Genomic DNA, 24,922 nt, shown 5'->3' with positions numbered 1-24,922 from the left:
CGGCCGCCCGGCGTGTGACATCGACGGGCCCGTCTCCCGGCCATCGCGGCCAGGGGACGGGCCCGTCGGCTTGCACGGAGGCGGCGCGCACGGCGGCGCACACGGGCGCGCCCCGAAAGGGCTAGCGGATCTCGGGCGCCAGACGCTCCGGTCCGCCCGCCACCTCGGCCTTCAGCCGCGCGCGCTGCTTGAGCGCGTCCTCGGACAGCGGACCGGCCGCCGCCTCCACCGGCAGGCCCTGCACCGGATGACCTGGGGAGACCGGCGCCAGGTAGTGCGTGGGGGCGGTCCGGAGCGTGAGCGCTGTCGCGCCGATGATGGTGACGGTGAACGCGATCGCGGACCGGGTCCAGAAACGGGTGCTGCGTTCCTCGGCGGTCCGCACGGCCGCCGGCCCGGCGACCGAGGCGGCCACCGAAGCGACCGCGGCCCCGGCGACGGGCCTCCCGCCCGTCCCCGCAACCGGCTGCCCGCCCGCCCCGGAGCCTCGCCCGCCGCTCCCCGCGACGCCGGCCACCCCTGCCACCCCGGCGACCCCGGCCACTCCGGAGGCTCCCGGAGCGGCGGCGCCCGCCGGTACCGCGGAACCGCCCGCGCCCGTCCCCGACACGGTCCTGCCGGTCGCGGCCGCGTGCGCCGCCGCCAGCGTCGCCGCCGAGCCGAGGCGGACCAGACGGCGGTGGAGTTCCGTCGGGTCCGCCAGTTCGGGGAGGTGGGCGGCGACGGCCTCGCGGGCGTGCATCAGACGGCCGGCCGTCGCCGGGGTGCTCGCCTCCGTCTCGGCCGCCGTCTCCGGCAGATCGAGGCCGACGCCGTCGTACAGCACCAGCGTGCGGCGGTACGACGGCGGGAGCCGCAGCAGCGCGTCCTGAAGGGCGCGGTCGGCGGGGTCCGGCGGCGGGTCGGGCAGGCGGTCGCGCCGCCGCAGCCGGTGCCAGGGAGACAGCGCGCACTCGTACGCCGCCGCCCGCACCCAGCCCGCCGGGTCCCGGTCGTGCGCCACCTCGGGCCAGCGCTGCCAGGCCTGCCGGAAGGCAGTCTCCACGGCGGCGCGCGCCCGCTCGTGACGCCCGGTCAGGAGATAGGTCTGCCGGACGAGGGCGGGGGCGCAGAAGGCGTAGAGCGAGTCAAAGGCCTGAGCGGGCGTCAGCTCGTTCTCGTTCTTTCCGGCCGTCTCGTTCTTTCCGGCCGTGCCGGCCTTGATCACCTCCTGCCCTTCCGCCCGGTCGCGGGTGTCGGTGGTCGTCGTCCCGGAGGACTGAGTGCGTGTCAGAGCGGGTGCCGCGCAAGGCGTACGGCCCTCCACGGGCTGCGGCAGCGGGTTCGCATGACGATCCGTCACAGTGCGTCCCTCCGTGTGAATAGGCACATAAACGTATATTGAGCGACACATCGGAGGTTCGCCTGTTGCGCCGGGAATGCGTGTGACGTTGGCAGCATGGCGACGTGATCCAGACGACCCGTCACCGCCCGCCCCTGGCCCAGCTGCGCATCCGCGTACGGGACCGTTCGCCCGGTCTCGGCGCCGGCTTCCTCGGCGGCGTGGTCGCGGCGGGCCTCGGGCTCGGCTCGTCCGCCGTGCTCGTCATCGTGCTGTGGATCAGCTCGCCGTACCCCGACAGCGGACCCGGCGGCGCGCTGCACGTCGCCGCCGCGCTGTGGCTGCTCGCACACGGCGCCGAACTGCTCCGCCCCGGCACCCTCACCGGCGCGCCCACCCCCATCGGGGTGACGCCGCTGCTGCTGCTCGTGCTGCCCGTGCTGCTGCTGCACCGGGCGGCGCGGGACGCCACCGACACCACCGACGGCGGACCGCTGCTGCCCCAGCGCACCGCCTGGGCGGGCGTCGTCATCGGCTACCTCTCCGTCGCCGGCGCGGCCTCGGTGTACGCGGCCGGCGGCCCCCTGCACCCCTCGTGGCCGTGGACCGTCCTGTGGGTGCCGCTGGTCGCGGTAGGGGCGGCGGGCAGCGGCGTCTGGGCGGCGTACGGCTGCCCGCGCGTCCCGGTGGAACGGGCCCTGGACGCCCTGTCGCTCTCGCCAGGGGTACGGCGGCTGCTGCTCGGACCGGGACCACGGGCCCGCCTCGGCGCCTCCGCACGGGCGGCGGGCGCCGGAGTGGTGGTGTTCGTCGGGGGCGGCGCCCTGGTGCTCGGAGTGTCGCTGGTCGCGCACGCCGGCGCGGCCCAAGGGGCGTTCCTGAAACTGACGGAGGGCTGGGCGGGACGGTTCGCCGTCCTGCTGCTCTGCCTGGCGCTGCTGCCGAACGCGGTGCTGTGGGCGGCGGCCTACACCCTCGGTCCCGGCTTCGCACTCGGCCCCGGCCAGGTCGGCCCGCTCTCCTCCGCCCCGCTGCCGTCGCTGCCGCCGTTCCCGCTGCTCGCGGCGGTCCCGGACGCGGGACCCGGCACCCCGCTGAACTGGGCGGCCACGGCGGTGCCGGTCGCCGCCGGACTGACGATCGGCTGGTTCGTCGCGGGCGCGGCGGTACGGGAGACACGCGCCCCGGGGGCGAACGGCGGCCTGCGGGCCTGGTCGTGGCGGCGGACCGCGGGCGGGGCCGCGCTGGCCTGCCTGGTGTGCGCGATCGTGCTCGGCCTGCTCGCGGAACTGGCGGGCGGCCCGCTGGGGAGCGCCGCCCTCGCCGACTTCGGACCGGTCGGCTGGCAGGTGACCGGGGCCACGCTGCTGTGGACCGCGCTGGCGGCCGTGCCGACGGCGGTGCTGGTACGGGCCTGGCGCTGCCGGGGGCACCGGGCGCAGACGGGCGGGGGAACCCCGTGGCGGATCACGAAGCCCCGCACGGGCGGTGCGGCACAGGCGGCTCAGCCGGGCCACGCGGCGGACGCCGAGCGCCGTCGCCCGGCCGACCACCACTACGACGCGACCCTGGAGCCGTACGACGTGCTCCCCCTGGACCCGCCGTCGCCCGCCGGCACGGCCCATGGCTCCCACGGGCTGCCCACCCCGGCCGCCCTCGGCCGGCCGACGCACCCGGCCCCCGCGACCCCGCCGCAGCACCCGGAGCCGACCGGGAAGACGGCGAAGCCGGAGGAGGCGGCGAAGCCGGACGGAGCGGCGACGCTGGACGGGGCGGCGACGCCGGAAAAGAAGCCCGAGAAGAAGACGGCGAGGCCGGACCAGAGCGCGAAGCCCGAGAAGACACCGCCCCCCGCGGACCGGACCGAGCCACCCCTCCCCGCCGGGCAGTCCGAGCCACCTCTGACGGAAGAGCCGCCCGAGTCACCGGCCGCGCCCACCCCGGGCACGACCACGACCACACCCCCTACGACCGCAAGCCCCACACCCCCCGGAACGCCCCCCGAGTGACCCCCGGCCCCGCACCACGACCACGCTCACCGCGCCCCGCGAGGGGGATCGCCGGCCTCAGCCGTCGACCCCCAGCACCCCCCGCAGCTCCCGCGGCAGATGCTGGTCGCACGACTGCTTCGCCTCGTTGGTCAGCGCGTCGTTCATGCACGAGTAGTAGTCGCTGTAGACGAACTGCGCGGCGAAGCCCGTGGCGACCAGGACGAGAGCCAGCGAGGCCGTGACCAGGCCGCTGACCGCGGCCGTGATCTGCGGGCGGCCCTCGGGCGCCTGGGCGGCGTCCGGCCCGGGCCGGCGCGGCTTGGTGCGCAGCGAGCTGATGCCCCAGTACAGGGCGAGCGCGCCGAGCAGCAGGGCGACGTAGGGCCAGCTGAAGAGGGCGAAGAAGAAGGCCCACATACCGCACAGCAGAGCGAACCGCGCACGGCGCTGGGCGGGGTCGGTGGGGTCCCAGCGCATACCGGGCCCCGGCCCGCCGCCCGGCTTCTCGGGGCCGCCGCCGGGCCGCTGCGGGCGCTCGCCGAAACCGCCGGGGGAGCGGCCGGGCTGGCGGTCGCTCCACTGGCTGCCCCACGGCGAGCCGCCGCCCTCGGAGCCGGGACCGCCGGAGCCGTCACCGGAGCCCTGCCCCTGTCCTCGGCCCTGCCCCTGTCCCTGCCCGTGTCCCGACGGGTGCCGGGGCTGCCAGGGACGGTCGGGCGTGCCCTCGGCGGGCGGCGCGAACGGGTTGTCCTCCTCGGCGGGACCCTCCCGCCCGCCGCTCTCGCCACCGGAGGGCGCGTCCGGCGGCGAGGCGGGACGCTCCCTCAGCAGCACGGCGCCGCGCTCCCCTCCCCGCGTCGGCTGCGGCAGGAGCGTGAGGAGTCGCGGGCTGCGGTCCGGCATCAAGAGAGCGTCTTCCCCTTGGTAGTCACGTGGTAGTCACGACTGGCCCGGACAGTCGGGTGTCCGGCCCGGTACCCGTTGAACGCACGGTGCGCCAAGTGCGTTCCCCGCGCGTCCCCGTACCAGCTCTCCCCAGACGCTACCTTCCGGCCACGCCCCCGTCCCATGGGGGCCTTCCGGTGTGCCGGTATCGTTGCTGACGGTCGGCCGCTTCGTAGGCTTCCCCGTATCCGGGGGCCCGAAGCATTCGTACGACCGTACAAACAGCTCCCCCGAGAAAGGGCCCCACCGTGGCCGCCAAGCCCGTGGCCAAGCGCCTCGTCGTGCTGGTCTCCGGATCCGGCACCAATCTGCAGGCGCTCCTCGACGCGATCGCCGAGACCGGAGCCGAGGCCTACGGCGCCGAGATCGTCGCCGTGGGCGCCGACCGCGAGGGCATCGAGGGGCTGGCGCGCGCCGAGCGTGCCGGGCTGCCGACCTTCGTGCGGAAGGTCAAGGACTACGGCACCCGCGAGGAGTGGGACGCGGCGCTCGCCGAGGCCGTCGCCGCCCATGAACCGGACCTCGTCGTCTCCGCCGGGTTCATGAAGATCGTGGGCAAGGAGTTCCTCGCACGGTTCGGCGGGCGGTTCGTGAACACGCACCCCGCGCTGCTGCCCAGTTTTCCCGGGGCCCACGGTGTCCGCGACGCGCTCGCGTACGGCGCCAAGGTCACCGGCTGCACCGTCCACTTCGTCGACGACGGGGTCGACACCGGTCCGATCATCGCCCAAGGCGTGGTCGAGATCCGGGACGAGGACGACGAGAGCGCGCTGCACGAGCGCATCAAGGAAGTCGAGCGAAGGCTGCTCGTCGAGGTCGTGAGCCGGCTCGCCCGCCACGGCTACCGCATCGAGGGACGAAAGGTAGTAATCCTGTGACCGCCGAGAGCAACAAGCGGCCCATCCGGCGCGCGCTGGTCAGCGTCTACGACAAGACCGGTCTGGAGGAGCTGGCGCGCGGGCTGCACGAGGCCGGCGTCGAACTCGTCTCCACCGGCTCCACCGCCGCGAAGATCGCCGCGGCCGGCGTTCCCGTCACCAAGGTCGAGGAGCTGACCGGCTTCCCCGAGTGTCTGGACGGCCGGGTCAAGACCCTGCACCCCAAGGTCCACGCGGGCATCCTCGCCGACCTGCGCCTGGAGGACCACCGGCGGCAGCTGGCCGAGCTGGGCGTCGAGCCGTTCGACCTCGTCGTCGTCAACCTCTACCCCTTCCGCGAGACGGTCGCCTCCGGCGCCTCGGCCGACGAGTGCGTCGAGCAGATCGACATCGGCGGCCCCTCCATGGTGCGCGCCGCCGCCAAGAACCACCCCTCGGTCGCCGTCGTCACCAGCCCCGAGCGCTACGCCGACGTCCTCTCCGCCGTGCAGGACGGCGGCTTCGACCTCGCCACCCGCAAGCGGCTGGCCGCCGAGGCTTTCCAGCACACGGCGTCGTACGACATCGCGGTGGCCGGCTGGTTCGCCTCCTCCTACGCGCCCGTCGACGACTCCGCGTTCCCCGACTTCCTGGGCGCGACCCTGGAGCGCAAGAGCACCCTGCGCTACGGCGAGAACCCGCACCAGCCCGCCGCGCTCTACGTCGACGGCACCGGCGCCGGCCTCGCCGAGGCCGAGCAGCTGCACGGCAAGGAGATGTCGTACAACAACTACACGGACACGGACGCCGCGCGCCGTGCCGCGTACGACCACGACGAGCCGTGCGTGGCGATCATCAAGCACGCCAACCCGTGCGGCATCGCCGTCGGCGCGGACGTCGCCGAGGCGCACCGCAAGGCGCACGCCTGCGACCCGGTCTCCGCCTACGGCGGCGTCATCGCCGTGAACCGGCCGGTCAGCAAGGAGATGGCCGAGCAGGTCGCCGACATCTTCACCGAGGTCATCGTCGCCCCGGACTACGAGGAGGGGGCGCTCGAAGCCCTCACCAAGAAGAAGAACATCCGGGTGCTGAAGGCCCCGGCGGCGCCCTCCCACCCCGCCGAGGTCAAGCCGATCGACGGCGGCGCGCTGCTCCAGGTCACCGACCGGCTCCAGGCCGACGGCGACGACCCGGCCAACTGGACCCTCGCCACCGGCGAGGCCCTGTCCGCCGACGAGCTGGCCGAACTCGCCTTCGCCTGGAAGGCCTGCCGGGCCGTGAAGTCCAACGCCATCCTGCTCGCCAAGGACGGCGCCTCCGTCGGCGTCGGCATGGGCCAGGTCAACCGCGTCGACTCCTGCAAGCTCGCCGTCGAGCGGGCCGGCGAGGAGCGGGCGCGCGGCTCCTACGCCGCCTCCGACGCGTTCTTCCCCTTCCCGGACGGCCCCGAGATCCTCATCGCGGCCGGTGTGAAGGCGATCGTCCAGCCGGGCGGCTCGATCCGCGACGAGCTGGTCGTGGAGGCCGCGAAGAAGGCGGGCGTGACGATGTACTTCACCGGTACGCGTCACTTCTTCCACTGAGCACCGCTTCGGCGAGCGGTCGGGCACCGTTCCCGCAGCTGAGGCACTGAGCACCGCGTCAGGGCGCGGCGTCACGAGCGACAGCGTGACGCCGCGCCCTTCGCCGTGCACCGGACTCGGCTCCGCCGTTCTGCGAGGACCGGTCCCACCGTGTAGCGGGGTCTCAGCGCGCCACGGGACCCCAGCCCCCCACGGCGTTGCAGAGAACGATCTGCCCCCACACTCACCCCTGGCCAATTCCTTACGCTCGATCACCGTCAGCGGCCCACTCGCACGTACTGTGAGCGGCCCATCCGATGATCAACCACAGTGAGGACCCGGCCGCTCATGACCTCTCATCCGGCCGGTCCCCGAGGGCGCACGCCCGTCTGGGCGGTTCCCGTGCTCTGGACCGTCCTCCTCGGCCTGTGGGGGATCACCCGGCAGCACAGCATGTGGCGGGACGAGGCCGCGACCTGGCTGGTGGCGCAGCGGCCGACCGGTCAGTTATGGCACACGCTCCAGCACGTGGACGCCGTGCACGGCCTCTACTACCTGTGGATGCACGCCCTCTTCACCTGCTTCGGCCCCGGCCTCGTCACCCTGCGGCTGCCCTCCGTGCTGGCGATGGCCGGTGCGGCCGCCTGCGTCGCGGTCGTCGGCCGCCGGCTGGTCGGATCCCGGGCCGGACTGGTGGGCGGGCTGGCGCTGCCGCTGCTCCCGGCGGTGCAGTTCCAGCTCCAGGACGGCCGCTCGTACGCACTGGTCGCGGCCGGCGCCGGACTCTCCACGCTGCTGCTGGTCACGCTGCTCCAGGGACGCGGCGGCGCCGGGCGGTGGGCCGCGTACGGCGGTGTGGTCCTCGCGACGGGTCTGCTGCACTGGCTCTCCCTTCTGATCCTTCCCGCGCACGCGGTGACTCTTCTGTGGACCCGCGCCGGGCGCGGGGCGTGGGCGCGCTGGGCCGGGGCGTCAGCGGGCGCGGTGGCCGGGGTGTTGCCGCTGATCCTCTACAGCCGCGGTCAGGCTCGACAGGTGGCCTGGATACCCCCGCTGACCTGGCATATGGCGATCGCTCCTGCGGTGCTGTTGGCGGTGGGAGGCCTTGCGGCCCTCGCGACCCGCCCTCCCGCTGGGCGGCTGTCGGCGACGGCCGTGGGGCTGCCGTTGCTGGCGGTCCCGCAACTCGGTCTTATGGGCCTCTCTTTCATCCAGCCGGTTTTCCTGGACCGGTACATCGTGTTCAGCCAGCTGGGGCTGGCCCTGCTGATCGGCGCCGTCCTCGACGTGGCGGCTCGGGCGGCGGCACCGCGGTTGCCCCGGGCGTCCGCGTGGCTGATCCCCGCAGTGGTCGTCGTGGCGGTGGCCGCGCTGCTGCCGCAGTCATTGGCCACCCGGTCGCCGGCCAGCAGGGTGGACGATGTGCTGGCGGTGGCGGACCGGGTGCGCGCACTGCACCAGGAAGGGGACGCGCTGCTCTTCGTCCCCGCGTTCCGGCGGGACACCGCACTGGTCTCTCCGGAAGACTTCACCGGCCTGCGGGACATCGCGCTGACTTGTCCTCCCGCGGAGTCCGGAACGCTGGGCGGCGAGGAGGCGGATCCGGCCACGATCCGCACCCTCGCCCTGAGCGAGCGGCGCATCCTGCTGGTGACGGACGCGCACCTGCCCGACGAGCCGTCCTCACCGGCACGGGACCAGGCCAAACTGGCGGTGCTGCGCGAGCACTTCACGCCCGTCGCGGACGAACGGGTCCGCGGCCGTCGTGTGACGGTCTACGAACACCGCCCTCACCCACGCCACGATCCCATCTGACCGGCATCTCGATGGGCGCCCCCCGTGGGCGCCCACGACCTCGACAAGCGGTCGTCACCTCGACAACCGGCCGTCCGTGTCCGCGGGGCGGTGGGCTCCGGCCCTCCCCCAGGAGGGGCCGGAGACCACCGCGGTTCAGCGGGTCGGGATCAGCAGGGGCGCAGGGACCAGATCGGGTCCCAGGTGGCCGTGCCGGCCTGGTAGGCCGTGGACGTCCAGCGGACGCTGCCGTCCCTGTTGTAGAACTTCGCCACCGTGCCCGGCGTCTGGTTGTTGGTGAACGGGCCGTCGCCGGTCCAGTTGTTCACCGTCCACGTCTGGCACTTGTAGAAGTCGAACTTCGTGCCCTTCACGACCATGCACAGGTGCCCGTAGGCACAGGCGAGGTCCTTCAGGGCGGCCCTGCCCGTGGGCGCGGCGGTGACGGTCAGGCCCTCGTAGCGCACCGCGTCTGCGGACGCGTGCAGGACCTTCGGGTGGCCGGCCAGGACTTGCTCGGCCTGCTGCTGAAGGCCGGTCACCCGGGTGCCGGCCGGGTCGGCGGCGGATGCCGCGACCGTGGTGCCGGCGAGCAGTGCGGTCGTCGCGATGAGCATCGCGGCGGGCTTCTTCACGTTCACAGGTTCCCCCATGTGACGAAGGTGGTCGGTCCGCCGAAGCGGATTGGTACCACCGTGCCGCCGGCCGCGCTGCGCCGGTACCTCGGAACTCTCAGGGTCACGTGTGGCCCGCGGGCGTGTACTCCTTGAGGTAGTGCGCGACCCGGGCGCAGTAGTCGCGGTACTTCGGGGGGACTCCGCCCGCGGTGTTCACCTTGCGGAACGAGGTCCGGTAGGCGGCGGCGACCAGCACCCGCCGGTCACCGGGAAGGGAGGGGTCCAGGTTCGGAGCGATGAAGCAGAGATAGCGGCCCATGGCCGGGATGGACACGGCGGCGGAGAAAGGGGGCTTGGGAATCGTGGCGGCGGGCTCGCCGTCCGCGCGGATCCAGTAGCGCAGCACCCGCGGAGTCCAGCGGGCGATGCCGTACTCGTCCTTGGCCGGGTCGGACAGTGCGGGGTCGAAGTCGCTCTCCGCCTTCAGCATGGCCGCGATCAGAGCTGGCGTCACCTCCGGCTGGGGGCAGTCGTGCGCCGCGTTGACGATGAGAGGCCGATAGGAAGGGGGAACGCCACGGTCCGTGCGGAGTTCGGCGGCGCCGTAGGTGGCCGGGGCCGCGGCCCCGGGCAGTGCCGTGGAGGCCTGGCTGCCGACGGGGGCGTGGACGAAAGTGCCGATGCCGAAGCCGAGCGCGGCGACGGCGGCCGCGGTGACCGTGCCGCCCAGCAGCAGCCGGGTGCGGCGCCCGTGTTCGGCCGCGCACCGACGCAGTCGCCGGCGCAGTCGTTGGAGCAGCCGGAAGCGCGGGGACGGGCAGACCGTGCCCGTCACGGCCGTCACCCGCCGCAGCAGGGTCTCTGTACCGATCCGGTCGGCGTGCGTACGGGTCAGGCAGGAGCAGACGATCTCCCGCCAGCCGGGTGGGAGTTCGGGAGACAGGCGCAGTTCGTCCGTACCGCGGGCGAAGGCCGCCGCCGCGTCACGGCGGGCCGTCGGGGTCCCGCCGGGAAGAGGAAAGGAGCCGGTAAGAGTGAGATGAGCGAGGACGCCGAAGGCCCACACGTCGGCCGAGGGACGCACCTGGCGGCCCCGTACGCCGACCTCCGACCACAGCAGTTCGGGCGGGGTGTAGTCGGGGGTGGAGAAAGCGGGGGAGTAGGCGTGGGTGCCCTCCAGCTCGGCGGCCGTGTTGAAGTCGGCCAGGCGTGCTGAACCGTCGCGCATCAGCAGCACGTTGGCCGGCTTGAGGTCGCCGTGCACCCAGCCTGCCCGGTGCAGTTGGGCCAGGCCCTCGCAGATCTGCGCCAGCAGCACCGGGCCGGCGGCGGGACGGGGCTCGGCGGCGAGCAGGGCGGACAGCGAGCCCTCCGCCTTCTCCAGGACGAGCACGGTGGCGCCGTCCAGGTCGGGGGAGGCCGGATCGTCCACGGTCAGCGTCTCGTACATCCGGATCAGCCGGGGGCGGCTGAGCCGGCGGTGCAAGGTGACTTCGCGTTCGACCAGTTCACGAAGGTGGGTGAGGCGGCGTGGGGTGCCGGTGCCGGTGGGGAGGAACTTCAGGGCGGCGACGTCGGGGAGCACCGGGCCCCGCGCGGACCGGGACGACGCCCTGCCGCGCTTGGCCCTCGGAGAGGCCGTGCCGCCTGCGGCGAGCGGGGCTGCCACGCCGTCCGTGGCACCCGAGGGCGCCCGGCAACCGGCGGCCTCTGCGTACGCTGCGGTGCCTGCGGTGCCTGCGGCCTCTGCGTACGCTGCGGTGCCCGCGGCGGCCCCCGGGAGAGCTGCGGTGCCTGCGGTCCCTGCGGGCGTCCTGCCGCCCGTGGCCGGTAAGGCCGGTGCGTGGTCCGTGGTACCCGAGGGTGCGGTGCCACCCGCCGACCCTGCGGGCGCCGGGGTGCCTGTGGCCTTCGGCGGCACTACGCCATCCGGGGCCGCCAGGGGTGACGTGCCGTCCGGGGCCGGCAGGGATGCCGCAGCGTCAGTGGTCCCGGAGGGGCCTGGACCTGGGCCGTCTGCGGCCTCCAGGGGTGCCTGACCGCTCGGGGCGGCCGAGGGCGCTGTGCCGTCGGCGGTCCACGAGGGGGCTGTGCCGCCGGTGGCACGCGAGGGTGCTTCGCCGTCTGCGGTGCGTAAGGGGGCCGGGCCTTCTGCTGTGCCCGACGGTGTTCGGCCGTGCGCGGGTGTCGTGGGCGCCGTGCCGCCCGTGGCACCCGAGGGCGTCTGGTCGCCTGCGGCCGCTGAGGGGGCCGTGGCGGTTGTGGTGTGTGAAGGGGCTCGGGTGCCTACGGGATCTGGGTGCGTCGGGTGAATCGGAGGGAGGGGGGTCGGGTGGCCCGTAGGGGCGAGGGGAGTCGTGGGGGGTGGGGGGTCGTCGATGCGGCGGGCCTCGTAGACGCTGCCGAAGGCGCCCGTGGCGAGAGGGCGGCGTACCTCCCATACGCCGACCCGGTAGCCGCGCGGTACCACGACGGCGTACGTCTCGGTCACCGGGTCGCCTCGGGGCGGGGCGCTCCGTGGGCTCCGTGGCCGGCCGGGACCGTTGTGCCCCGGGGGGCCGACAGGACCGTGAGGTCGGTTTCTCGCACCAGGTCGAAGCGGAGGGCGAGGGAGACCAGGGTCTCCTTCTTGCCGTTGAGGCGGGGGCCCGTGTCGGCGGTGTCGGGGCCTGGCTTCAGCCGGAGTTTCACGGCCAGGTAGTCGATGTTCCACTGGACCGAGGCGCGGGAGGCGGCCGGCCAGACGGGACGCAGCCGGTCGACCACCTGGTCGACGGTGGGCAGCGGTGCGTGCGGGTCGCCGCGCAGCCGGGGTTCGCACAGCGCGGCGAGGACCGCGAAGTAGCGTTTGGCGCGGTCCACGGAGAAGGCGGGCGCGGTGGGTTCGCCGTCCGGGCCGTCCGCGCCGTCCAGATAGTCGTGCCGGGGCGCCCACACCTCGATCGGCAGCAGGTCTCCGGCCGCCGGCAGGACGATCCGGGAGAACTCGAACGGGATCGGCGCGTCCAGCCGGCCCGGCCCGACCTTGATGTGCTCGCCGGCGCCCTCCGGGTTCTCCACGACGTAGGTCTGGCGGGTGGAGAGGTTGCTCAGTATCCAGAACGCGCCGTGCGCGGTGATGCGGCCGGCCCGGCGGGACACCCCGTCGTGCCGGATCACCAGGTCGTTGTCCCCGGCCGAGCGCCCGAAGGCGAGGCGGTCGCCGGGCGCCAGCCGGATCTGGGCGCTGTTTCGTTCGTCCTCCGTGGTCGGCGGAGGTACCACGATGATGCTGTACAAGGTGCGTCTCCCCGTGCCTGTACGGCTACGGATTCCAGATTAGGGCGACGCACAAGGGCCGTGTCCCGCCTGTGGACAAGCGGGGCACGGCCCTGTGGATGAACGGCGCGAACTGCGCGGTGGGACTCGGCGGTGGTTCCAACGCTCAGTAGCGCGGGCGGTTGAACCAGGCGGAGGCCGAACCGTTCACCATGGAGGCGAGGATGATGCCGGCGATGGCGAGCGAGATGATGCCACCGAAGGTGGCCGAGCCGCCGCCGCCCCGGACGAGGTTGCTGAGCCCGCCGAGGATCATCAGCGAGGAGTACACGATCGTGGTGACGCGGATGCCCGTGCCGCCCGTCTTGAACTTGACCCCCAGGAAGATCGACAGGGCGCCGAAGGCCAGCAGGACGATCGCGATGGCGATGATGAGCCCGGTGGCGGCCGAGGTGTCGTCGCCGGAGCCGAAGGCGCTGGAGGTGTCCTGCGCCGCGCCCGCCAGGATGCCGACGATGAGGCCGAAGAGCAGCTGCAGACCGGCCAGGATGAACAGCAGCACCCGGGCGGTCTTCATCAGGCCGGGCATCTCCTGCGGACCGGCGCCGTAGCCGTAGGGCTGGCCGATCGGCGGGGCCTGCGGGTAGCCGTAGCCGGGAGCCTGGCCCGGCTGGGGCGCGCCGTACCCCGGCTGCTGCGGAGGGTAGCCGGGCTGGCCCTGGGGCGGGCCGTACGGGTTGTTCGGGTCGCCGTAACTCATGGCGGTGTTTCCTCCGTTGATCAAGTGCGGGGACGACGCGCGGCACCGTACGGAGGAGAGATCTACAGAGATTGCGGCCCGTCCCCCCGATGAGCTGCCCGCGGCACTGTTGTGTTCATCGTTCTTGACCGACTGCTTACTTGTCCAGCCGCATTCCGTAGGTGATGCGATGTGTTGTGCAAGTGCAACATCGCTGATCATGGAGTCACGTACGGGCCGCGCGACGGCCACGCACGGGTCATGCACGGGTCATGCACGGGCCGGGTGCGGGATACGTGGCGGGAATGGGGGGCGGGGGGGCGGGGGCGTGCCGCCGAGCGGCCCCCCGGATTGGAACCGGCACAGGTTCATCCGCGAGGATGGGACCATGACCGCCCAGATTCTCGATGGCAAGGCCACCGCAGCCGCGATCAAGTCCGATCTGACCGCCCGCGTGGCGGCGCTGAAGGAGAAGGGCGTCACGCCCGGCCTCGGCACGATCCTGGTCGGTGACGACCCCGGCAGCCGCAAGTACGTCGCGGGCAAGCACCGCGACTGCGCCGAGGTCGGCATCGCCTCCATCCAGCGCGAGCTGCCGGCCACCGCCTCCCAGGAGGAGATCGAGGCGGTCGTCCGCGAGCTGAACGAGGACCCGTCCTGCACCGGGTACATCGTCCAACTGCCCCTGCCCAAGGGCATCGACGAGAACCGCATCCTCGAACTGATGGACCCCGACAAGGACGCCGACGGCCTGCACCCGATGAACCTCGGCCGCCTGGTCCTCAACGAGCCGGCCCCGCTGCCCTGCACCCCCAACGGCGTGCTGACCCTGCTGCGCCGCTACGGCGTGGAGATCAAGGGCGCCGAGGTCGTGGTCGTCGGCCGCGGTGTGACCATCGGCCGGCCGATGCCTCTGCTGCTCACCCGGCGCAGCGAGAACGCCACGGTCACCCAGTGCCACACCGGCACCCGTGATCTCTCCGTCCACCTCAAGCGGGCCGACATCATCGTCGCCGCGGCCGGTTCCCCGCACCTGATCCGCGCGGAGGACGTCAAGCCGGGTGCCGCCGTCCTCGACGTCGGCGTCTCCCGCAACGCCGAGGGCAAGATCGTCGGCGATGTCCACCCGGACGTCGCCGAGGTGGCCGGCTGGCTCTCCCCGAACCCGGGCGGCGTCGGCCCGATGACCCGGGCCCAGCTGCTGGTCAACGTGGTCGAGGCGGCGGAGCGCAGTGTCGGCTGAGGCGGGCGGCCCCCGCCGGGCGCGGGCCGTCGCGAAGACCGCCGGAGGACCTGAGCGGGCCTCCGGAGGGTCGGTGAAGACCGCCGGAGGACCGGCGGCGGCTTCCGGCGAGCCCGGGAAGAATCCGGCCTCCGGCTCCTCACCGGAGGTCTCCGGCCAGCCGGAGCAGGAGGCGGCGGTCTCCGCGCGCCCGGAGAGCAAGCCCGCCCCCGAGACCCCGGAGCAGAAGGCGACCCCCGCGGCCCCGGAGCAGGAGCCCGCCTCTCCGCAGTCCGAGGAGAACTCCGCCCCCGCAGCCCCGGAGAAGAGTGCGGCCCCCGTGCCCTCAACGGAGAAGGACTCTGAGCCCCCGGGGGACAAGGACTCTGAGCCCTCGGCGGAGAAGGACTCCGAGGAGCCGGAGATCGAAGTCCTGGACCCGGTCAGCGCGCCGGACGCCGAAGGGCGGCCGCGCCGGGCCACGCGCCGTTTCCCGCTGTTCACCAGGGACACGGCCCGCCCCGAGGGCGGTGGCCGGGCCGCACCCGGCGACGCCCCGGCGCCCGCCCGGCAGTGGCCGCTGCTGGCCGTGCTGATCACGGTCGGGCTCGGCCTGCTGGTGACCGCCCTGGACGCGTTCCGGGTCGGGCTGCTGCTGATCGGCGCCGGGCTGCTCGGCGGCGCCGCGCTGCGCTGGCTGCTGCCGAGGGTCGGCATGCTCGCCGTCCGTTCCCGGTTCACGGACATCGTCACCTACGGCGTCCTCGGCGTCGCCATCGTGCTGCTGGCGCTGATGGCCCAGCCGAAGCCGTGGCTGGAGATACCGTTCCTGGACGACGCGTTGCACTTCACCGTTCGCAACAGCTAGTTCGCGTCTAGTTCGCGCCGCGACGGCGGCCCGTCCTCTCCCCCGAGTAAGGACGGGCCGCCGCCGGGACCAACCTTCCTGCACCCGGAACCCGCTGTTCAACGGCTGTTCGTGCGCTGTGGCACGGAAGTGACGGTTCCGCTACGGTGTCCGCGCTTCGCCACAGGAGCGCCCCCGTCCGGACCCGCGCCGTGCGGAGGGGGCCACTCCTGTCGATGTGTTGACAAAATGAGACCCCGCGGCGGAGTCGTCCGGCGGCCGGTCTTCGACCACACGGATTAGCGTGGACAATCAGCGCATCGGCGCGTGTTCCCGTCGGAAAGGGCGCGCGCGGGGAAGAGCCGGCACGTAATCGGGGAAGAGGGGGATGCAGCAATGCCTCGTTGGAAGGCCTTGCCCGATGAACTCGATCCGCAGGTCAAGGAGTTCGCGAGCCAATTGCGGCGGCTCGTGGACCGCAGCGGACTGAACGTCGCCGCGCTCGCCGACCGCACGGGTTACAGCAAGACCTCCTGGGAGCGGTACCTGGGCGGGCGGCTCCTCGCGCCCAAGGGCGCGGTCGTCGCCCTCGCCGAGGTCACCGGCGCCAACCCCGTCCACCTCACCACCATGTGGGAACTGGCCGAACGCGCCTGGAGCCGCGCGGAACTGCGCCACGACCGCACCATGGAGGCCATCCGGATATCCCAGGCCCGCGCCGCGCTCGGGGAGTTCGGGGCGGCGGGGGCGGACGGGCCCCGCGCGGACGGTACGCCGGGAGGCCCGGGCACCGGGGACGGCAAGGGGCGTGACGCGGCGGCCCCGGGCGGTGCGGTGACCGGTCGGCTGGTACCCGGGATCGCGGGCCCCGCGGGGGTGTCTCCCACGGTGCCGTTGCAGCCGACGGCCGACGACGCGGACGCGCGGACGGGGGCCGCCGGGCGGGAACGGGCCGTGCGGGACGAGCCGAAGGACGCCCGGCCGCGTGCGCGGGCCTCATGGGCCGTCCGGACCGACCCCGAGGACGCCCCCGGGTACGACGGGAAGGGCGGCGCCGGGAGCGGGGCCGGGCGCGGAACCGGGGATGCGGGTGGTTCCAGGACCCGTACGGAGGCGGCCTCGCCCACCAACACCCTCGCCGACGCCACGCCGGCTCCCGACGCCACGTCGCCTTCCGGCACCACGTCGTCTTCCGGCACCACGTCGTCTTCCGACGCCACGCCGACCTCCCGTCCTGGTTCCATCGGCCGCGGTGGCACGTCGAACGCCACGCCGGCTTCGGGCTTTGACGCCACGCCGGCCACCCCCTCCGACACGGCCCCGGCCTCCCCCTCCGGCCCCGGCTCCACCCCCGCCACCGGCACCGGCACGCCCACGGCGCCCGCGTCCCGCACCGCCCCGGACTCCGCCGCGACCCCCGGCTCGGCCTCCGGCCCCGACAAGGCACCCCGCCCTGACAAGGCATCCCGCCTCGACAAGACATCCCGGTCCGGTTCGGCGTCCGGCTCCGACAAGGGGGCCAAGGCCTCCGGCTCCGATGCCGCGTCCTCCTCCGGGGGCAACTCCTGGCGGGTGGCCGGATATCGGGGCCCGGCCCCCATGGGCGGCAAGCGCGCCCCCCAGGGCCCCGGTGCTCCCGGTGCCACGGCTCCCGGCGGTACGGCCGGTACGCCCGGCACCCCGGGCGGCGGCACCCCGACCTCGTACGCGGCGGGCGCCCAGGCGGCCCCGTACGCGACCGGCACCGCGCAGCCGTACGGCCCGGGCGCGGGGGTCGTACCCGCAGGTCTCCACGGCCCGGGCGTCGTGGGCCCGCACGCCCCGGCCGCCGCCGGCCCCCTCGGCGCCGGCGTCCCCGGAGTCGCAGGCGTCCCCGGGACCCCTGGAGTGCCAGGCACCCCCGGAGTCCCAGGCGCCCCGGGCGCGAACGCCCCCTTCCCCCCGGCCCCGCGCAGCGAGCCGATGAAGGCTCCGCGCGGCAGCACCCCGCTGCGGCGGCAGGTGACGATGTTCCTCGCCGGGCTGGTCACCGCGCTGCTGGTGATGGGCGTCGTCTTCTACGTCACCGGCGGCATCGGCGGCGGCAAGTCCGGGCGCGCGGGCGGAACGCCGTCCCCGTCGGCCAGTACGGCCGTGAGTCCGCCGCCCGGAGTGAAGTGCGTCGGCGCGGGCTGCACCGGCAAGGACGCCGAGGCCATGGGGTGCAGCCGTGCGCAGGTGACCACGACCCGGAGCATCACCGTCGGCACGACCCTCGTCGAGGTCCGGTACAGCAAGACCTGCGGCGCGGCCTGGGGCCGTATCACGCAGGCCGCGCAGGGCGACCGGGTCCGGTTCAAGGCCGGTGCGCGCGAGGAGAGCGACACGGTCGAGACCGCCGGGGACACCATCGCGTACACGCCGATGGTGGCCGTGACGGACGCGACGCGGGCGACGGCGTGCGTGACCCTGGCGGCGTCGGGCCGTCAGGAGTGCACTCAGTGAGCAGCAATGCGCCCGGCACGGCAGGAGTGCACCCGGGGGCAGCAATGCGCCCGGCGCGGCAGGAGTGCACCCGGAGGCAGAATCGCCCCCGGCATGGCAGGAGCGCATGGAGCGCATGGAGTTCACCCGATGAGGCGACCTCGTCACCGATGAGGCGACCTCGTCACCGGTGTGGCGAGTGAGATCCGGGGCAGCGGAAAAAGAAATGGCCTAAGCCGTGCATGAGGCGCGCGCGGCGGGGCAGACGGACAGGCACCCCCACGGGAAGTCAGGTCGCTTCGGTGACCCCCATACGGCGGCCGCCCTCGTCCCACCTCTCCTGGACGGGCGGCCGCCACCTCGTGCGGGTGGCGGCCGACCGCCGTCGTCCGCTCACTCTGTGGGACGGGCCACAGGGTCCGGGCGGTGCGTGATCCCGGATGCGCGATAGCCTGACCGGTGGATCTCTCTTGACGCCAAGAGATCGATCATCCGTACCTTTGATCGATCATCGCGGCGGCACACGGTCACGAACCGGACGAGCGGTCCAGCTCCCCGGGGCAGGGACGCCCCACCGCCAGCTGTCATACGGAGAACGCCATGACCCGCACTCCCGTGAACGTCACCGTCACCGGCGCGGCCGGCCAGATCGGTTACGCCCTGCTCTTCCGCATCGCCTCCGGCCAGCTGCTCGGCGCGGACGTGCCGGTCAAGCTGCGCCTGCTGGAGATCACCCCGGCGCTCAAGGCCGCCGAGGGCACGGCCATGGAGCTGGACGACTGCGCGTTCCCGCTCCTGCAGGGCATCGACATCACCGACGACCCGAACGTCGCCTTCGACGGCACGAACGTCGCCCTCCTCGTCGGCGCCCGCCCGCGCACCAAGGGCATGGAGCGCGGTGACCTCCTGGAGGCCAACGGCGGCATCTTCAAGCCGCAGGGCAAGGCCATCAACGACCACGCGGCGGACGACGTCAAGGTGCTGGTCGTCGGCAACCCGGCGAACACCAACGCGCTGATCGCCCAGGCCGCCGCCCCGGACGTACCGGCCGAGCGCTTCACCGCGATGACCCGGCTGGACCACAACCGCGCGCTGACCCAGCTCGCGAAGAAGACGGGCACCACGGTCGCCGACATCAAGCGGCTGACCATCTGGGGCAACCACTCCGCCACCCAGTACCCGGACATCTTCCACGCCACGGTCGCCGGCAAGAACGCCGCGGAGGTCGTGAACGACGAGAAGTGGCTGGCCGAGGACTTCATCCCGACCGTCGCCAAGCGCGGCGCGGCCATCATCGAGGCCCGCGGCGCCTCGTCGGCCGCCTCCGCCGCCAACGCGGCCATCGACCACGTGTACTCCTGGGTCAACGGCACCGCCGAGGGCGACTGGGTCTCCATGGGCATCCCGTCGGACGGCTCCTACGGCGTCCCGGAGGGCCTGATCTCCTCCTTCCCGGTCACCGTCAAGGACGGCACGTACGAGATCGTGCAGGGCCTGGAGATCAACGAGTTCTCCCGCACCCGTATCGACGCCTCCGTCAAGGAGCTGGAGGAGGAGCGCGAGGCGGTCCGCTCCCTCGGCCTCATCTGAGACCGCGTCCGGGCTCTCCTTCCTGAGCGTTGAGCCCTCGTCCGGGACTGGTCCGCAGTCACGGTCGTACGCCTCGGCTCGTGTTCGTCGCGAGCCCGCACGGGCCCCGTTCCGGAATCCTCCGGAACGGGGCCCGTGGCCGTTCGCGCGCCGCACCGGGCAGGGTCGGCTCAGGCCGCGCCCCGCCCGGCATCCCGCCCGGTACCTGGTCCCGCACTCCGTCCCTTGCGCCGTCCTGTACGCCGCTCCCGTCCGCCGTCCCGTCCGCCGTCCCGGCCGTAGCCCGCGACCACCGCCGCCGTCGCCGCCAGGACCAGCAGGGCGACGATGCGCAGGGCGGGCGCCATGCCGTCGGACAGGGCGTGGGCGCCCCGGTGGGCGGAGAGGACCGTGCCGGTGACGGCGACGCCCAGGGCCGCGCCGAGTTCACGGGCCGAGGTGCCGAGTCCCGAGCCGAGCCCCGCCTGGTGTGGCGGGAGCGAGGTGACCACGCCGACGGTGAGCGCGGGCATGCTGAGCCCGGTGCCCGCGGAGATCACCAGCAGCCAGCAGGCGTACAGCGGGTACGGCGTTCCCGCGTCGGCGGTGGACGCGCCGAGCAGCCCGAGGCCGATCAGCGCGAGGCCGCCGCCGATCACCGGGCGCGGCCGGTCCGGCCAGCGGGCGGCCAGCTTGGGCACCAGCGCCATGCCGACGGTGAGCGGCACGATCGCCACTCCGGTGAGGGCGGCGCCGTAGCCCTTGACGTCCTGCAGATACTGCGAGTTGACGTAGAACAGGGCGAACAGGCCGAAGAAGCCGGTGGCCGTGCCGAGGGTGGCGGCGCGCAGCCGGGGCCGGGCGAAGACCCGCGGGTCGAACAGCGGTGCGGGCGAGCGCAGGGCGTGCCGGGCGAAGAGGGCGACGAGCAGCGCGCCGGCCGCGAACGCGGCGACGATCCGCGCCGAGCCCCAGCCGTACGCGGGTCCCTCGATGATGCCGAACAGCACGGCGACCAGACCCGCGGTGAGGAGCACGGTGCCCAGCGGGTCGGGGTTGCCGCGGGCCGCCCGCGCGGTGCGGGGCACGGCGAGGGCGACGGCCGCGGCGAGTACGGCGGCCAGCGGCACCATCACCGCGAACAGGGCGCGCCAGGACAGGTACTGGCCGATCAGCCCGCCGCCGAGGTTGCCCGCCAGCCCGCCGAGGCCGATGGCCAGGGTCCAGGAGGCCAGCGCGCGGGCGCGGTGTTCGGGGGTGGTGAGGTGCACCAGGATCGACAGCGTGGCCGGGGTGATCAGCGCGGCGCCCGCTCCGGACAGGCCCCGGCCCGCGATGAGCAGCGTGGGGCCGGTGGCCAGCGCGCTGGTGGCGGCGCCCGCGGCGAACAGGGCGAGCCCGGCGAGCAGCGCCCCCTTGCGGCCGTGCCGGTCGCCGAGCGCCCCGGCCGGGATGAGCAGCCCGGCGAAGGCGATGACGTAGGCGTCGACCGTCCACAGGATGTCGCTGTGCGTCAGGTGCAGGGACGACGAACCGAGCTGCGGGATCAGCAGGTTGATGGCGGCGACCATGCTCTGGGCGACCAGGACGCAGGCGCACAGGGTCAGCAGCGTGGCGCGCTTCAGCGCACTCGTCGGGGCGGCGGCCCCGGTCGCGCCTCCGGTCGCGCTCCCGGTCGCACCCTCGGCCGCGCTCCCGGTCGCGCCCCCGGCGGCGCTTCCCGCCGTGCTCCCGGCGCCGCCCCCGCCGGGTCCGTCGCCGGGTGCGCGGGCGGCGGCGGCCGAGCCGTGGGAGGCGCCGGGGGGCGCGGCGGGGGAGTTCCGGGTGCGGGAGTCCGCGGGCAGGCCGGAGTTTCGGGCAGGCGAAGGCATGGCTCCTCCAAGGAGACCGGTGTGGTGGGGGATGCCCTGCCACCGTAGGCTCGGAGATGACCTGCACTCCAGTGCAATCTTGGCAAGGGAAAGATGCGCGTGACGCAATCCGCAGGGCCGGCCGGGCCCGCACCGGCCCCCACCGGCATCGACCTCAATCTGCTGCTCGCCCTCGACGTCCTCCTGGAGGAGCAGAGCGTGCAGGGCGCCGCCCGGCGGCTGCACCTGTCCGAACCGGCGATGAGCCGCACCCTCGGCCGCATCCGCAAGGCGCTGGGCGATCCGGTGCTCGTGCGCGCGGGCCGGCGCATGGTGCCGACCCCGCACGCGCTGGCCGTGCGCGCCGAGGTGAGCGCGGTGGTGGAGCGCGCCCGCGCCCTGTTCACACCGGGCCGGGACGCCGATCTGCGCACCGTGACCCGCACGTTCTCGGTGCTGTGCCACGACGCCGTCCCCGCCTCCTGCGGCGCGGCCCTGTTCGCGCGGGCGGCGCGGGAGGCGCCCGGCATCCGCATCCGGTTCCTCGGCGAGAGCCATGTGGACGCGCCGTTCCTGCGGCAGGGCACCGCCGACCTGGAGGTCGGGGTGATCGACTCGACCTCGCCCGAGGTGCGCACCGAGCACCTGTACGAGGACCGGATGGTCGGCGTCGTACGGGCCGGGCACCCGCTGCTCACCGGTGAGGTGACGCCCGAGCGGTACGCAGCGGCCGAGCATCTGTCCGTGTCGCGGCGCGGCCGGCTGCACGGCCCCGTGGACACGGCCCTCGCCGAACTCGGTCTGACCCGGCGGGTGGTGGGCGCCGTCGGGACCTTCCCGGCCGCGCTGTTCGTGCTGCGCGACAGCGACCTGGTGGGGCTGATCACGGCGTGGGGGCTGCCGTTGGCCGCCGCGCTGGGGCTGGTCACCTTCGATGTGCCGCTGGACCTGCCCGTGCTCGGGATGGGGCTGGCCTGGCATCCGCGCCACGACGCCGATCCGGCGCACGCCTGGCTGCGGCAGTGCTTCCGGGAGACGCTGGCCCAGTGGTCCCGTTCCCACGGCGGCTAGACGCCGGCCCAGCGGGCCCGTTCCCACGGCGGATAGACGCCGGCTCAGCGGGCCCGTTCCCACGGCGGATGAACCCCCGCGCCACCCGCCGAGGAACGAGACCCCGGCCACCGGGACCCCGCCCCGCGACCGGCCCCTCCGCGCCACCCGCCCCTGGACGAGACCGCCAGGGGGCCCGCCGCGGGACGAGAACGCCAGGGGACCCGCCCGGGCCCCGCCCAGGACCCGCCCCAGGGACTCAGTCCCTCACGCCTGCCGGCCGCCCGGCGGCACCCGGCGGCTGACCATCAACCGGTTCCAGCTGTTGATGACGGTGATCAGCGAGATGAGGTGGGCCAGTTCCGTCTCGTCGAACAGCTTGGCGGCCGCCTCGTACACCTCGTCCGGGACGAAGCCGTCGGTCAGCACCGTGACCGCCTCGGTCAGGGCGAGCGCGGCCCGCTCCCGCTCGGTGTAGCGGCCCTCGGCCTCCTCCCAGGCGTCGAGGAGCTGGATGCGGTCCTCCGACTCGCCGTTGCCCCGGGCGATCCCGAGGTGCATGTCCAGGCAGAACGCGCAGTGGTTGACCTGCGAGGCCCGGATCATGACCAGCTCGGCGAGGACCGGGTCGCCGAGCCCCTTCTTGGCGGCCGCGCTGACCGCCCGCATCGCCTGGAAGACCTTCTGGTCCAGCAGTGGGGAACGGCTCACGCGTGCCGCCCGGGCCGGTAGTGGCCCGGCGTCATCCGGGTGGTCACGCCGAACCGGTTCCAGGCGTTGATCACCGTGATCGCGGCGATCAGCTGGGCCAGTTCGGCCTCCTCGAACAGGCCGGCGGCCCGGTCGTAGACCTCGTCCGGGACGAAGCCGTCGGTCAGGACGGTGATCGCCTCGGTCAGCTCGATCGCGGCCAGTTCCTTCTCCGTGTAGAAGTGCCGCGACTCCTCCCAGGCGCTGAGCTGCACGATCCGCTCCACGCTCTCACCGGCCGCGAGGGCGTCCTTGGTGTGCATGTCGAGGCAGAACGCGCAGTGGTTGAGCTGCGAGGCGCGGATCTTCACCAGTTCGTACAGCCGTGCGTCCAGGCCCTGCTTGGCGGCGGTGTCGAGGCGGATCATCGCCTTGTAGACCTCGGGGGCGTGCTTGGCCCACTCCAGCCGCGGCGCCCGCTCGGGCGCGTACCCGGCCGTCTTCGCCGCCGCGTTCGCAGTCGTGTTCGCCGTGGTGTCCGATGCCGCGTCCTGTGCTGTGTCCGGTGCTGTGTTCGGTGTCTTGTTCGTCGTGGTCACGCAATCGACCCTAGGCGCGAAGCAGCCCAGGAGTATGGTCCATTTCCATGGTGGAAACGTGGGCCACTCTGGGTGTCGACCTGCACCTGGAACCGACCGGACCGGGCGTGCGGCGCGGGCTGACCGACGCGCTGCGCGAGGCGGTGCGCACCGGCCGGCTGGCCCCCGGCACCCGGCTGCCGTCCTCCCGCGCCCTCGCGCTCGACCTGGGCGTCGCCCGCAACACGGTCGCCGACGCCTACGCCGACCTGGTCGCCGAGGGCTGGCTCACCGCCCGCCAGGGCTCAGGCACCCGGGTCGCCGCGACGGCGCCCGCCGCGCCGTTCGCCCAGGCCCCGCCGGCCGGTCCGGCGCACCCGGCCCGCACGCAGCCGCGCCCCCGCCACGACCTGCGCCCCGGCACCCCCGACCTCGGCTCCTTCCCGCGCGCCGCCTGGCTCCGCGCCGCCCGCCGGGCGCTGACCACGGCCCCGAACCAGGCCCTCGGCTACGGCGACCCGCGCGGCCTGCCGGAACTGCGCGCCGCCCTCGCCGGCTACCTCGCCCGCGCCCGCGGCGTGCGCACCGACCCGGACCACGTGCTGATCTGCGCGGGGTTCGCGCACGGGCTGCGCATCCTCGCCGAGGTGCTGCGCCGCCGCGGGGCCACCACCGTGGCCGTCGACTCCTACGGTCTGGACGTGCACTGGAACCTGCTCGCCCGGGCCGGGCTGCGCACCCGGCCGCTGCCCTTCGACGCACAGGGCACCGTCACCGCCGGCCTCGGGGACGCCGGGGCGGTCCTGCTCACGCCGTCGCACCAGTTCCCCCTCGGGGTGCCGCTCGGGCCGGACCGGCGCGCCACCGTCATCGACTGGGCCCGCCGCACCGGCGGTCTGGTCCTGGAGGACGACTACGACGGCGAGTTCCGCTACGACCGCCAGCCGGTCGGCGCGCTCCAGGGCCTCGCGCCCGACCAGGTCGTCTACCTCGGCACGGCGAGCAAGTCCCTGGCGCCCGGGCTGCGCCTCGCGTGGCTGGCACTGCCGCCGTCCCTCGCCCGGGAGGCCGCCGAGGCCAAGGGCGCCACCGAGACCTGCGGGGTGCTGGACCAGCTGACGCTGGCGGAGTTCCTGACCTCCGGCGCCTACGACCGGCATGTGCGCGCGTCCCGGCTGCGCTACCGTCGCCGCCGGGACGCCCTCGTCGCGGCGCTCGCCGCGCACGCCCCCCACCTCCGCGCCACGGGGATCGCGGCCGGTCTGCACGCCGTCCTGCCGCTGCCGCCCGGCGCCGAGCCGACGGTGGTCCAGGCGGCGGCCTGGCAGGGCCTCGCGCTCTACGGCCTCGCCCGCTTCCGCCACGAACTGGCCGCCGTCACCGCCCCGGACGACGCCCTGGTCGTCGGCTACGGCACCCCACCGGACCACGGCTGGCCGGCGGCCCTGGACGCCCTGTGCCGGGTCCTGCCCTAACCACCCCCGGCCGCACGCCACTTCACCGCACCCCAGCCCACCACGCACCGCCCCACCGCACGCCCCTCCCCCCGCCGCCCCCGCCCACAACGAA

Annotated in this window: 19 protein-coding genes; 10 read left to right on the top strand and 9 right to left on the bottom strand. The window is 74.2% G+C overall.

Going from position 1 to position 24,922, the window contains the following annotated elements:
- Positions 1–121: 121 nt before the first annotated feature.
- Complete coding sequence (locus K7787_RS20070) at positions 122–1,342, bottom strand: RNA polymerase sigma factor (RefSeq protein WP_308036400.1); 1,221 nt, start codon at positions 1,340–1,342, stop codon at positions 122–124.
- A 104-nt stretch (positions 1,343–1,446) separates the two neighbouring features.
- Here K7787_RS20070 and K7787_RS20065 point away from each other — a divergent pair, with 104 nt between their 5' ends.
- On the top strand, positions 1,447–3,330 hold the full coding sequence (locus K7787_RS20065) for a cell division protein PerM (RefSeq protein WP_223002425.1): 1,884 nt from the start codon (positions 1,447–1,449) through the stop codon (positions 3,328–3,330).
- 57 nt (positions 3,331–3,387) lie between these two features.
- Here K7787_RS20065 and K7787_RS20060 read toward each other — a convergent pair whose 3' ends face one another.
- The gene (locus tag K7787_RS20060; protein WP_223002424.1) at positions 3,388–4,215 is read right to left on the bottom strand and encodes a hypothetical protein; all 828 of its coding nucleotides are present in this window, start codon (positions 4,213–4,215) and stop codon (positions 3,388–3,390) included.
- Positions 4,216–4,505: 290 nt separating this feature from the next.
- Between K7787_RS20060 and purN the strand changes: the two genes are divergently transcribed.
- From purN to K7787_RS20045, 3 genes are all read left to right on the top strand, one after another.
- Positions 4,506–5,135 carry a phosphoribosylglycinamide formyltransferase gene (purN, locus tag K7787_RS20055; RefSeq protein WP_019981649.1) on the top strand — a complete coding sequence of 210 codons (630 nt, stop codon included), beginning with the start codon at positions 4,506–4,508 and terminating at the stop codon, positions 5,133–5,135.
- Complete coding sequence (gene purH / locus K7787_RS20050) at positions 5,132–6,697, top strand: bifunctional phosphoribosylaminoimidazolecarboxamide formyltransferase/IMP cyclohydrolase (RefSeq protein WP_009190240.1); 1,566 nt, start codon at positions 5,132–5,134, stop codon at positions 6,695–6,697. The genes purN and purH overlap by 4 nt, the downstream gene beginning before the upstream one ends.
- 327 nt (positions 6,698–7,024) lie before the next feature.
- Entirely contained in the window at positions 7,025–8,491 is a 1,467-nt protein-coding gene (locus tag K7787_RS20045) for a glycosyltransferase family protein (RefSeq protein ID WP_223002423.1), read from the top strand.
- 149 nt (positions 8,492–8,640) lie between these two features.
- Here K7787_RS20045 and K7787_RS20040 read toward each other — a convergent pair whose 3' ends face one another.
- From K7787_RS20040 to K7787_RS20025, 4 genes are all read right to left on the bottom strand, one after another.
- Positions 8,641–9,111 carry a hypothetical protein gene (locus K7787_RS20040; protein ID WP_019981647.1) on the bottom strand — a complete coding sequence of 157 codons (471 nt, stop codon included), beginning with the start codon at positions 9,109–9,111 and terminating at the stop codon, positions 8,641–8,643.
- Between the two features lie 97 nt (positions 9,112–9,208).
- On the bottom strand, positions 9,209–10,756 hold the full coding sequence (locus K7787_RS20035; protein WP_372456660.1) for a protein kinase domain-containing protein: 1,548 nt from the start codon (positions 10,754–10,756) through the stop codon (positions 9,209–9,211).
- An 818-nt stretch (positions 10,757–11,574) separates the two neighbouring features.
- Positions 11,575–12,366 (bottom strand): FHA domain-containing protein, encoded by a 792-nt coding sequence (locus K7787_RS20030; protein ID WP_223002421.1) that lies wholly within the window; start codon positions 12,364–12,366, stop codon positions 11,575–11,577.
- Positions 12,367–12,511: 145 nt separating this feature from the next.
- Positions 12,512–13,105: a hypothetical protein gene (locus tag K7787_RS20025; protein ID WP_019981644.1), complete on the bottom strand. Its 594-nt coding sequence runs from the start codon at positions 13,103–13,105 to the stop codon at positions 12,512–12,514.
- 367 nt (positions 13,106–13,472) lie between these two features.
- On the opposite strand from K7787_RS20025, the gene K7787_RS20020 reads away from it, so the two are divergent.
- The 4 genes from K7787_RS20020 to K7787_RS20005 all read left to right on the top strand — a co-directional run bounded on the left by K7787_RS20020 (position 13,473) and on the right by K7787_RS20005 (position 19,206).
- Positions 13,473–14,327 carry a bifunctional methylenetetrahydrofolate dehydrogenase/methenyltetrahydrofolate cyclohydrolase gene (locus K7787_RS20020; protein ID WP_223002420.1) on the top strand — a complete coding sequence of 285 codons (855 nt, stop codon included), beginning with the start codon at positions 13,473–13,475 and terminating at the stop codon, positions 14,325–14,327.
- 319 nt (positions 14,328–14,646) lie between these two features.
- Positions 14,647–15,174 carry a DUF3017 domain-containing protein gene (locus K7787_RS20015; RefSeq protein ID WP_223002441.1) on the top strand — a complete coding sequence of 176 codons (528 nt, stop codon included), beginning with the start codon at positions 14,647–14,649 and terminating at the stop codon, positions 15,172–15,174.
- Between the two features lie 375 nt (positions 15,175–15,549).
- The gene (locus K7787_RS32295) at positions 15,550–17,637 is read left to right on the top strand and encodes a helix-turn-helix domain-containing protein (RefSeq protein ID WP_223002419.1); all 2,088 of its coding nucleotides are present in this window, start codon (positions 15,550–15,552) and stop codon (positions 17,635–17,637) included.
- 579 nt (positions 17,638–18,216) lie between these two features.
- A complete protein-coding gene (locus tag K7787_RS20005; RefSeq protein WP_009190249.1) occupies positions 18,217–19,206 on the top strand; it encodes a malate dehydrogenase in 990 nt (329 codons plus the stop codon).
- A 170-nt stretch (positions 19,207–19,376) separates the two neighbouring features.
- Here K7787_RS20005 and K7787_RS20000 read toward each other — a convergent pair whose 3' ends face one another.
- Entirely contained in the window at positions 19,377–21,056 is a 1,680-nt protein-coding gene (locus tag K7787_RS20000) for an MFS transporter (protein ID WP_247721098.1), read from the bottom strand.
- Positions 21,057–21,149: 93 nt separating this feature from the next.
- Between K7787_RS20000 and K7787_RS19995 the strand changes: the two genes are divergently transcribed.
- On the top strand, positions 21,150–22,106 hold the full coding sequence (locus K7787_RS19995) for a LysR family transcriptional regulator (RefSeq protein WP_223002418.1): 957 nt from the start codon (positions 21,150–21,152) through the stop codon (positions 22,104–22,106).
- A gap of 246 nt (positions 22,107–22,352) precedes the next feature.
- Here the strand turns inward: K7787_RS19995 and K7787_RS19990 are convergent, their stop codons facing one another.
- Positions 22,353–22,796: a carboxymuconolactone decarboxylase family protein gene (locus K7787_RS19990; protein ID WP_223002417.1), complete on the bottom strand. Its 444-nt coding sequence runs from the start codon at positions 22,794–22,796 to the stop codon at positions 22,353–22,355.
- Positions 22,793–23,374 (bottom strand): carboxymuconolactone decarboxylase family protein, encoded by a 582-nt coding sequence (locus tag K7787_RS19985; protein WP_372456659.1) that lies wholly within the window; start codon positions 23,372–23,374, stop codon positions 22,793–22,795. The genes K7787_RS19990 and K7787_RS19985 overlap by 4 nt, the downstream gene beginning before the upstream one ends.
- Before the next feature lie 47 nt (positions 23,375–23,421).
- Here K7787_RS19985 and pdxR point away from each other — a divergent pair, with 47 nt between their 5' ends.
- Positions 23,422–24,828 (top strand): MocR-like pyridoxine biosynthesis transcription factor PdxR, encoded by a 1,407-nt coding sequence (gene pdxR, locus K7787_RS19980; protein WP_169437619.1) that lies wholly within the window; start codon positions 23,422–23,424, stop codon positions 24,826–24,828.
- Positions 24,829–24,922: the final 94 nt, after the last annotated feature.

The organism is Streptomyces sennicomposti, from assembly GCF_019890635.1.
GTDB lineage: Bacteria > Actinomycetota > Actinomycetes > Streptomycetales > Streptomycetaceae > Streptomyces > Streptomyces sennicomposti.
The sequence above is the reverse complement of the archived record's forward strand: the minus strand, read 5'-3'. Positions and strand labels throughout refer to the sequence as shown.

Coding starts and splice junctions, on each gene's coding strand:
- K7787_RS20060 (WP_223002424.1), bottom strand. CDS start 4,215: ATGCCGGACCGCAGCCCGCGACTCCTCACGCTCCTGCCGCAGCCGACG.
- K7787_RS32295 (WP_223002419.1), top strand. CDS start 15,550: ATGCCTCGTTGGAAGGCCTTGCCCGATGAACTCGATCCGCAGGTCAAG.
- pdxR (WP_169437619.1), top strand. CDS start 23,422: ATGGTGGAAACGTGGGCCACTCTGGGTGTCGACCTGCACCTGGAACCG.
- K7787_RS20000 (WP_247721098.1), bottom strand. CDS start 21,056: ATGCCTTCGCCTGCCCGAAACTCCGGCCTGCCCGCGGACTCCCGCACC.
- K7787_RS19995 (WP_223002418.1), top strand. CDS start 21,150: ATGCGCGTGACGCAATCCGCAGGGCCGGCCGGGCCCGCACCGGCCCCC.
- K7787_RS20045 (WP_223002423.1), top strand. CDS start 7,025: ATGACCTCTCATCCGGCCGGTCCCCGAGGGCGCACGCCCGTCTGGGCG.
- K7787_RS20025 (WP_019981644.1), bottom strand. CDS start 13,105: ATGAGTTACGGCGACCCGAACAACCCGTACGGCCCGCCCCAGGGCCAG.
- K7787_RS20005 (WP_009190249.1), top strand. CDS start 18,217: ATGACCCGCACTCCCGTGAACGTCACCGTCACCGGCGCGGCCGGCCAG.
- K7787_RS20020 (WP_223002420.1), top strand. CDS start 13,473: ATGACCGCCCAGATTCTCGATGGCAAGGCCACCGCAGCCGCGATCAAG.